5 protein-coding genes are annotated in these 10,846 nt (G+C 43.8%); 2 read left to right on the top strand and 3 right to left on the bottom strand.

What is annotated here, in order from left to right; all coding sequences use genetic code 11:
* On the bottom strand, nucleotides 1-186 hold a 186-nt coding region (locus WHS63_RS08830; protein ID WP_445204793.1), incomplete at its 3' end, for a hypothetical protein.
* A 213-nt stretch (nucleotides 187-399) separates the two neighbouring features.
* On the opposite strand from WHS63_RS08830, the gene WHS63_RS08825 reads away from it, so the two are divergent.
* Nucleotides 400-7,653: a PKD domain-containing protein gene (locus tag WHS63_RS08825; RefSeq protein ID WP_445204792.1), complete on the top strand. Its 7,254-nt coding sequence runs from the start codon at nucleotides 400-402 to the stop codon at nucleotides 7,651-7,653.
* A gap of 7 nt (nucleotides 7,654-7,660) precedes the next feature.
* Nucleotides 7,661-8,644: a PorP/SprF family type IX secretion system membrane protein gene (locus WHS63_RS08820; RefSeq protein WP_445204791.1), complete on the top strand. Its 984-nt coding sequence runs from the start codon at nucleotides 7,661-7,663 to the stop codon at nucleotides 8,642-8,644.
* 67 nt (nucleotides 8,645-8,711) lie between these two features.
* Here the strand turns inward: WHS63_RS08820 and WHS63_RS08815 are convergent, their stop codons facing one another.
* Complete coding sequence (locus WHS63_RS08815; protein WP_445204790.1) at nucleotides 8,712-9,182, bottom strand: GNAT family N-acetyltransferase; 471 nt, start codon at nucleotides 9,180-9,182, stop codon at nucleotides 8,712-8,714.
* The gene (locus tag WHS63_RS08810) at nucleotides 9,179-10,771 is read right to left on the bottom strand and encodes an amidohydrolase (RefSeq protein WP_445204789.1); all 1,593 of its coding nucleotides are present in this window, start codon (nucleotides 10,769-10,771) and stop codon (nucleotides 9,179-9,181) included. The genes WHS63_RS08815 and WHS63_RS08810 overlap by 4 nt, the downstream gene beginning before the upstream one ends.
* Nucleotides 10,772-10,846: the final 75 nt, after the last annotated feature.

Genomic DNA, 10,846 nt, shown 5'->3' with positions numbered 1-10,846 from the left:
TCTGTATTGTGGGGCACTGCTCGATGCGTAACCGCCATTTTGGTATCGCCAGTACCTGTTCCCACTTACTTTTTCCTCGCTCCACCCTGTGGGTTTTACCCCAGCCTCAAATCCCTCGCTTAAGTATTTTACCTGTGAGTAGCCTAGTATTGGCAGAAGAAGTAATACAGTGACAAGTTGCTTCATTACAATATTTTTAAAAAATCGATACAAAATTCCAACTTTTTTAGTTAGGCAAAAATAAAGGTTACATCAAAAAATATGTTTTAAAACATTTTATAGCAGTTTTACAATGTGCCAATGCCCTAAAAATATGATAAAATGGAATATTGATAGAGATGATTATTTTTTTAGGGTTGACTCAAAAGGTTCATTTAAATAATTTTGAAAAATTTTTTAATGGATTTAGTAATGAGGGTTTACAGATTTAGATTGCTTTTTCCGGTAATTCTGCTTTTGTTTAGTATTAGCATATCTGCACAAACCGATACCGAGTTTTGGTTCAGTGTTCCGGAAATAAACCGATATCATTTTGATGGTGATGAAACAAACCCTGCTAATAAGGGATATCCGGTTTACCTGCGAATTACTACAGGGTCGTTATCGAGCACGGTAACCATAACCATGCCAGCCAATCAGGCTAATTTCAATGGTGGGAGCCCTTTGGTTTTCAATATTCCTGCAAATAAAACCCAAACCATTGACCTGGCGGCCTTAAACCTGATAGGCGACGACAAAACAACTGCTCTTACATCCATTGAAAACCGTTTGCGTTGGACAACCTCCAATGCTTCAACCATAAACCGAAACAACAAGGGTTTACACATTGAGGCTACTACTCCGGTAACCATTTACTATGAAATTAGTGCTATTTACAATATGGAATTACTTGCTTTGAAAGGAAAGAATGCATTAGGTAAATCATTTTACATTCCTTTCGAAACTAGCTATCCAATTAGTTCATATGTAGCTAATAATTCTAACTATTTATACAGGCCCTATAGTTCATTCGATATAGTTGCCACGGAGGATAATACGCAAATAACCATTACTCCAACCAAAGACGTTTTTGTTTGGCCTAATAATTTTAAGCCAGCTAACATACCCTTTACAATAACCCTGAATAGGGGCGAAACCGCAATTATTGCTCCCTATAAAAACGATAGCAATGTTAACTACAAAACTGACCCTAATAATACCCTTGCAGGAACTAAGGTTGAGGTGATTAGTGGTGGTGATATTGCCATAAATACAAGGCACGATATGGTTAGCCCAGGTGGTGGAGTCGATTTTGTTGGCGATCAGCTTGTACCAATTGACCATATTGGGACTCATTACGCTGTGGTAAGAGGGGTATTGGATAATGCTCAGGAATATGTTTACGTTGTTGCCACCCAGAACAACACTCAGGTAAAGGTGAATGGAGCAGTGGTTGCTACAATAAACGAGCGTGGCGTTCTACCGGTTCAAATTCCAGCAGCAAATCTAATTACCAATATTGAAACCGATAAGCCTGTGTATGTTTACCATCTATCGGGCTTTGGAAACGGCATTAATACCCAGGTGGCCGGTGCAATTATACCAACCATATCAACATGTACCGGGTCAACCAGGGTTGGGTTTAACAGAACAAAGGCTAATTACGGCGGCAAGTACTACGAATTTTATATGAATATACTTGTCCGCAAGGGGGCTGAGGATGGCTTTAAGCTTTACGACAAGAACGGCAACGATGTTACTGCAATAGTTCCAGGGCTCAATAACCCTGCAAGCTATCAGGATGTGGGAGCAACCGCTCCGTTCAATCAGTGGCGATATGCCCGGTTCAAGGCCGATAACATTCAGGCTGGGGTCGATGAGGCATACCTGCTTGCCAATGAAAAGGATGTTTTCCATTTAGGTATTCTAAACGGACACCCTAATGCCGATGCTTTTTACGGGTATTTTTCCGATTTTAACTCATTTAACCCCAATGCATTTGTGGTGGTTAATGAGGCTGGTGGTAATAAAATCTGCTGGGGCGAGTCGCGTCAGCTATATGCCAGTGGGGGAACCCATTACCAATGGACACCTCACGATTTTCTCGATAATCCTTCAAGCCCAACACCAGTTGCCTCCAACATTACACATTCCATAAAGTATAATGTTACTGTTAGTGGGGCATGCGGCCTTTCCGATACCCGCGAGGTTAACTTTCTGGTCTCGGAACCTGTAGTTCCAAGCTTCACAACTGACCAGTTTGCTGGCTGTGCTCCTTTTAGCCCTCAAATCATTAACAATTCAGTAGGCGCTGCCAGTAACGTTTGGGACTTTAACAACGATGGCGATATTGATGATCCGGGCGAAGGGACAAACAACAATGTAACATTTACCCCTTCAGCTCCATTCTTAAATAGTACTACCGATACCTTGCGATATACCCTATCGCTGGTAGTAACCGATAATACTGGTATTTGTGTTAAGTCGTTTAAGAAAGATATTCTGGTATACCCGCACATCGATATTAGTCCGGTAATTGATAGCAAGTCCGATCCCAATAACTGCCATCCGCTTACTGTGAACTTTAAGGCAAATCCAACAGGAAACCATGGAACAGCAACGTTCCGCTGGGATTTTGGCGATGGGGCTACTTCGGCTTCACCCGACCCGGCTCACACCTATTATAACTACAATAGTGCTCCAACTACTTACAACGCTCAGCTTACCCTTACCGATAAGTATAACTTTTGTTCAGTCACAAAGCCAGTACCTGTTACCGTGCAACCCTATATAAGGGCAAACTTTGCTGTTGAGCGGGTAACAGGCTGCTCGCCATTTAGTGTTTTGGTAACAAACAACAGCACAGGAGGTATAACCGCCTGGCAATGGGATAAGGATGGTGATGGTGCTTTTGATAGCACCGACCCTGCAAACTGGACTTTCAGTAAAACAAATAGCGGGGGCAGCCCGCTACCCACTACCATCAGGTTGAGGGTTCAAAATAGCGGAGGATGCATTAATGAGTACTCTCAAACCATAACAGTAAACCCCACTCCTACAGCAAATGTTAACGTAAACGCAAGTGGCGATTTAACGTGTTCCCCCTTAGATGTAAACCTTGCTGCAACCAATGTAACCAATGCCAATACCTTTGAGTGGCATTTGATTGACGGCGCAAATACAAACATTATATCAACCCAGCAAAGTACAACATACCAGCTGCAGAATAACGATGCGTTTGCCCGTAGCTACAATATACGCTTCAAGGCCTTAAACCAGTATGGTTGTGAGTATCTCTCTAACCTATTCCCTGTTACGGTTCAGCCATTTGTCGATGCACAATTCTCTGTAACACCCACAGGTAACTGCTCGCCAGTCGATTTAAATTTTACCGTTCAGAAATTTCCCGGCATTAACCAGTTCCAGTGGGATTGGGATAGCAATGGTACACCAGATGCAACCTACACTCAGGCTGGTCAACAAAGCGTGTTTACACGCCAGGAAGTAAACCAAAGCGGCACTACCCGAAACTTCCAGCCTGTACTTACCGTAACCAACAGTGCCGGGTGTACACGTTCAAAGCAGTTAGGTTTGCCCATACCTATTTACCCTGAAGTTACTGCCAATTTCAATTTACCTGCAGGTGCACAGTGTAACCCAGCGTCGCTCGTCTTAAATAATACCTGTACCTATACCGGAGGTTTCGTATTAACCAACGGCTCATACCAGTGGAGTTTCGGCGATGGATCAACATCAATGGAGGTTTCGCCTTCGCATGTATTTACTAATACTACCGGATCCGATAAATCTTTTAACATTTCATTAATAGCAATTTCGGAACATGGTTGCCAATCGGCAGTTACCAAAACGCTTACCGTTTATCCCTATATCAAACCAGAGTTTAGTATCGATAACCTCGCAGGATGCGCCCCTCACAGCTACAATATCAATTTAACCACTCACCCTGGTATAAGCCAGTACGAGTTCGATTTTGATGGCGATGGCAATACTGATCAAACCTATACATCGGCAACTGTACCATCAGTTATTCCGCGCACCCAGGACAACCTAACAGGTGCCGAGAAACTCTACAACGTATCGCTCAGGGTACGCAATAATGCTGGTTGTACTGATAATTCTGCGATACCGGTAAGGGTTTACCCGGCAGTAACCGCCAGCTTTACTCCTGGCGTTGACCAAACAATTTGCGAGGGTGCATCGGTTAATTTTGTAAGCAACAGTACTGTAAATGGAACAACCAATCACCCCCAGTTCACAAGCTGGAGCTTTGGCGATGGCCTTACCTCAAACCTTCAAACGGTTTCGCATACTTTTAATAACGACGATACGCAAAATAGTAGATCATATACTGTTAACCTAACCGTGTCAAACATTCACGGCTGCTCCGATTCCGAAACCAGAACGGTTACCGTTCACCCCAAACTTACCAATGGTTTTACCGTGCAAATGGATGGCAATTGTACTCCTTTCAATGTTACCTTTACGCCAACAGGCGTTGGTGCTACCCAGTACCAATGGACATTCGATGGACTTTTCCCCAACGAGAATCGCACCAATGGAACTCCATTTACATACCAGGCCGATAACTCAGACCCCGACAATGTTAAAACCCATACAATTTCACTGATTACCTCAAATGCAAATGGTAATTGTGTGAGTCAACCTGTTACCAAAACCTTAACTGTTTATCCCCATGTTGTACCTCAAGCAAGTGCTTTATCGCAGTTTGCCTGCCCTGGTTCACCTATTGAGTTTACCAATAGTTCAACCGGAGGCAATTTGCTCTACTACTGGGATTTTGCCGATGGACAATCGTTTGCCTCAACCCTACAGGATAATATCACGCACGATTTTGATAATAGAACATCAACCGATAAGCAGTTCAACGTTACCCTGTGGGCAACTAATGCTAATGGGTGCTCAAAATCTGTAGTAGTTCCAGTAACCATTCATCCTAGGGTTGAGGCAGATTTTACAATGCTATATGATAGCATTTGCGTGCCTTTCAATGTGAATTTTACCAATACATCGCTTAATGGAACCAATTTTAGCTGGGACTATGGTTACTCATTGGGCGGCGTGCCCCAGCAGCAAACCACTACACGTCCAACCCTTTCCCATGTCTATACCTTCGATAATGACCTACCTAACACCATTATTAAACCAACAATAACTCTAACCGCAACGCAGTCGCATACCAATAGCGGACTAACCTGCTCTAGCGCTAAAAGCGTCCCATTTATTGATATTTACCCCAAGGTAATTGCTGATTTTATTTTAGATACCGATAGGGGATGTACTCCGCTAACGGTTAATTTTGCTAACAGTTCTACTGGTTTGGGTAGCTATACCTGGGATTTTGGCAACGGAATGCGATCCACGGAAACCTCCCCTCAGGGAATAGGTTTTATCAATACTAGGAAGGATAATCTAGCCACCTATACAGTATGGCTCAAATCCAAAAATGCAATAGGTTGTAGCGACAGCATAAGCCGAACAATTACAGTAAACCCCAAGGTTGAAGCAGCCTTTACGTGGAATAAAACCGCCGGTTGCTCTCCGGTTAATATTAGTTTTAACAACACTTCCACTTCAGCTTTATACCAGTATAGCTGGAACTTTGGCGATGGCTCCCCCACAACCAATGTTGAGCAACCCGGAATGCATACCTATACCAACTCCGGATTAACCATCCAAAACCCCACGGTTACTCTGGTAACACAGTATAAGGACGATACGAGCTGTGCCGATACCCTTGAGTTGCCACTAAGCATATACCCACGTATCTACCCCGACTTTACCTATAACCCAACAGGTTGTACTCCGCATCTGGTGCAGTTTATCAATCAAACCCAATCCTTTAGCGCCAATAACCAATATGTTTGGAACCTTGGTGATGGCAATTATGCCTATTCTGCTAATGTTGAGCAGGAGTATAGGAATACATCAACCCAAAATGAAAAGAACTTTACCATAACGCTTAAAGCAACCAGTGAGCACGGATGTACCGACTCAGTTAAAAAGGATGTGACAGTATTCCCTCGTCCTGTTGCGGCAATGGAACTAAAAAGTAATTACATCTCTTGCCCACCATTTAATGTTGAAATTGAGAATAAAACGTTGGGTTCAAACCTAACTTACCATTACGATTTTGGCGATGGTGCCGATAGTACAACAACCTCGCCACTAAATATGGTACATGTATTCGATAATAACCAAAGTGTTACCCAATCGTATCAAATTTGGCTGCATGCCATAAATAATTACAGCTGCGACGATGCCGTGTCGCAAACCATTCAGGTATTCCCACATGTTACTGCCAATTTTGATGTTGCCCCGGGTTACCAAAGCTGTAGCCCACACGACGTGCAGTTCTCCAACCTGTCCACCAATGCAATGCTGTTTACATGGGATTTTGACGATGGGTTTACCTCATCATCCACCAACCCATCGCAGTCGTTCCTGAATGAAACTGAAAACGATAAGGTTTTCAATGTTAAACTAACCGCCCGTTCTGAGTTCGACTGTGTTGACGATACCGTGAAGCAAATTACCGTTTGGGCTACACCTAGGGCGTTAATAGGTGTTGAGCCCCCACTCAAGGAGTTTCCTGATAATACCTTTACCATAATTAACCAATCGGCCCCTGCAGCCAATACCTGGAGTTACAAGTGGTATTTTGACGACAATACTACAAGCACAGAGAAAAATCCCGGAACACACACCTATACCCGTTGGGGACATAAGGAAAAAGGGTTTACCTACGATGTTTCACTTGTAATAAACAGCCCTCACTGTAAGGACTCAACCTCAAAGATTGTGTACCTGATGCCGCCAAAGCCAATTTCCAGTTTTACGCAGAGCATGGCTAACGGATGTGCACCCCACGAGGTTCATTTTGTCAACAACTCGCTTTACGGCGAGGAGTACGAGTGGGATTTTGACGATGGTAGTCCAACAGTAAAGGAATTCCAACCTGTTCACGTTTTCCAGAATCCGGGTTACTATAGGGTTAAGCTAAGAGCATCGGGCGAGGGTGGTGAAAGCTTTTCCTACGGGATAATTCACGTTTACCCAATGCCCAATGCCGATTTTGTTGCTTACCCTTCACGGGTAATGTTGCCCGACGCTACCGTACGTTTACAGAATCTCACAACCGATTGCGATTCATGTTCGTACGATTGGGATATGGGCGATGGAACAAAGTATATCAACAAGAAAGATCCTACTCATACCTACAAGGAAATGGGTGAGTTCCGAATTTCACTTTGGGCTGAAAGAAAGTATAGCGATGCCATTTGTAGGGATTCAATATCAAAGTATCCTGCTGTTTGGGTTGAAGGAATTGGCTACGTTAAGTTCCCCGATGCATTTAAGCCTAATCCCAGTGGGCCCAATGGTGGTGCTTACGATGAGCATGATATGAAGAATGAGGTGTTCCACCCCATTCACTACGGTGTTGTTGAGTACAAGCTGATGATTTTTACCCGATGGGGTGAGCAAGTGTTTACCTCTTCCGACGTGAAAGTGGGATGGGACGGCTATATTAACGGCCGTTTGGCTGAACAGGGAGTTTACGTTTGGCGCGCAATAGGAACATTTACAAACGGAAAAGTATTTGATCAGCGAGGAACTGTAACATTGTTAAGGTAGTTGAGCTATGAAAAGAGTTTTTTTGGGTTTGATTTTGATTTTGAGTGCTGGTGCTATCGGAGTGCATGCACAGGATACGCATTTTACCCAGTTCTATTCTAATCCATTGTATCTAGGCCCTTCGTTTGCTGGAGGTGTACCCGGACAAAGAGCGGTTGCTAACTACCGCAACCAATGGATGGGGGTGCCAAAGGGGTTTCATACCTATGGCGTTTCATGGGATTACAACATGAGTGTTTTTCATAGCGGTTTCGGGCTTGTTGCACAACGTGATCAGGCTGGTGCTGGTAATTACGGCAATACCCGAATGGGTACGCTATACTCATACGATTTTACCCCAACTCCCGATATTCACCTGCGACCCGGTTTAGGCTTTTACATCCAGCAGATTTCGATAAACTTCTTCGACCTAACTTTTGGCGATCAGCTAGCCCTTGATCCTGCTCCGCCTACATCGCTGATATATCCAGGTAAATCGGCAGTTTGGGATATCGATGTTTCATCATCGCTCATGATGTATTCCTATAACACCTGGGTGGGCTTTACCTGGGATCATATGCTTAAGCCGGTAAACTCATTTTACAACGATGAGGCTCGAACTCCTTTCAAGTTCTCCCTCTACGGCGGTTACAGGTATATTACCAAGGGCTTTTTGATGAGTAAAATAGAGCAAAGTATAACCGGAGCATTTAACTTTAGGGTGCAAGGCGAGTATAAGCAGCTCGATTTGGGGCTATACTTCATGAATGAGCCTTTGAGTTTTGGGTTTTGGTGGAGAGGGATGCCTAAGGGTAAAGTGAATAAACGTATCGATGCCCTGGCCTTTATGGTTGGATACAAGTTTGATAATCTGAGCGTAGGTTACAGCTATGACTTTACCATATCGAGGCTAGGGATAGGCTCTGGCGGGTCGCATGAGATATCGTTGGCCATGACCTTTAAAACCGTTGTCCGTAAGCGATGGAAGGCGCTACCATGCCCAACGTTCTAGCATTTTTTAATAATACTACTTTTTAGGTTTTTCAATTCAGGTGTTGGAGGAATTTCTTTTTTTTGAACTATTGTAATAGCTCAAGTTCAACTGCAATTGGATTTGTTTCAACTGGGATACTTTCGCCTTTTTTTACAAAATTATTCTGTTCCAGAAGGTGTATTAGGTCGGCATCGTCAACCGGAATTGAGCCAAGTATCTTTTTTACTCCTTTTTCCCTGGCAGTTTCCTTTGCAAATTCGATGAGTTTTTGACCTAGACCTTTCTTTTGGTATGCCGGGAATATAGCAAGCCTTTCAAGCTGTAAACTCTCATTTTTAGGTAAAAGCCTCAAGGTAATAGTACCTACTGGTACATAGTTGTATTTGATAAGGTAGATGTAGCCCGATTCAATATCGGTGGATATTTCAAAGCTGTCGGCCAGGCTGTTGTTCCAGTACTTAACTCCTTTTTCTATCAGTTGCCTGGAACACTCCCTTATAATGTAAAGTACCTCAAGCAGGTTGCTTTTGTTTGCTTTTACTATTTCTATCATCATTGGTTTCTAGTAAATACATTCTTGCCGCTAATAAAGGTCTGCAAAACTTGTGCCTTAGGGACATTACTAATTTCGGAATTAATTAGATCCAAGTCAAGTACCACAAAATCAGCAAACTTTCCAACCTCAATACTTCCCTTTACATCTTCCTCAAAGCATGCCTTAGCAGCCCAAATGGTCATGGCTCGGATGGCCTGTTCGCGGGTAAGGGAATTTTCCATCTGAAATCCCTCCTGGGGTTCACCATTCAGGTTTTTGCGCGCTACGGCAGCGTAAAAACCATATAGCGGGTTGATGTCCTCAATCGGGAAATCGCTACCGTTAGGCAGCCATCCGTTTTGCACTAAAAGGTTTTGGTAGGCGTAGGCATTCTTAACCCTATCGCCCAGACGGTTAACAGCCCAAAACATGTCCGATGTGGCATGGGTGGTTTGAACCGATGGGATTACATCATACTCCCCGTAACGCGGCAAATCGGCTGGATCAACCACCTGTGAGTGCTCAATGCGCCATCGTAGATCATTGCCTTTGGGTAGGTACTTGCTGTAAATATCAAGCATCAGCCTAACGGCTGCATCGCCAATGCAGTGTGTGCATGCCTGGTAGCCATGCTTGTATGCCAAGCTGCAAACCGAATCAAGTTTTTCAGTTGGTTCCACCTGAATACCCCGGGTTTTAGGATCGTCGGTGTAGGGCTTGAGTAGCAGTGCGCCACGTGAACCCAATGCGCCATCGGCATAAATTTTTATCGACCTAACCGTTAATTGCGCTGTGCTATATATACCCTTGCTGATGTACTTTTCAAAATTGTCATGGGTAGGGTTAAGCATGGCGTTAATGCGCATTTTAAGGTTCCCTGCTTGCTGCAACGAGTCGATAAGTTCAACCTCATCGGCATCGAGGCCAGCATCGTGAACGCCGGTTAGCCCAACGGCAAAACAGTTTTGCTGAGCATTTAGCAGAGCTTGCGCTTTTTGTTCCTTACTTGGTGTGGGTATATGCTTACGAACCAGTTCCATGGCATTATCAATGAGAACCCCGGTGGGTGAGCCATTTTTAACTACTATTTCGCCACCCGATATTTTTGTGCTGGCAGTTACGCCAGCTAATTCAAGAGCTTTCCTATTGGCAATGGCGGCATGGCCATCAATCCTAACTATAAAAACTGGTTTGTTTGGAAATGCTTTGTTGAGTAACTCGTTGGTTGGAAACTCTTTGATTTCCCACTCGTTCTGGTTCCATCCCCTGCCTTCAACCCATTCCGTAGGGTATATATTTTGATGCTCAACCAGCCGGTTAACCACCTCGTTCCACGATTTTGCCCCCGCAAGCCATGCCTTGGGTAGGTTTAGCCCGTACCCTAAAAAGTGGCAGTGGGCATCAATAAATCCGGGGTATACAAATTTGCCTGTTAGATCCAATATGGTGTCGGCAGAGTAAGCTGAGAGTATCTCATTGTTTGTTCCCACGGCTACTATTTTGCCATTGCTAACGGCAAAGCTTTGAGCTACTGTGAATGCTGAGTCAACCGTGTAAACCGTTGCATTGGTAACAATTAAATCGGCTTTTTGCCGTTTAGTGCATGCCATAACAGCTATACTTATAGTTAAAAATATTGATAATGAGCTTGTCTTCATTTCCGTTAAGCTATCTTTGTTGTGAGT

It is taken from the genome of Tenuifilum sp., from assembly GCF_037481895.1.
GTDB classification, from domain to species: domain Bacteria; phylum Bacteroidota; class Bacteroidia; order Bacteroidales; family Tenuifilaceae; genus Tenuifilum; species Tenuifilum osseticum.
The sequence above is the reverse complement of the archived record's forward strand: the minus strand, read 5'-3'. Positions and strand labels throughout refer to the sequence as shown.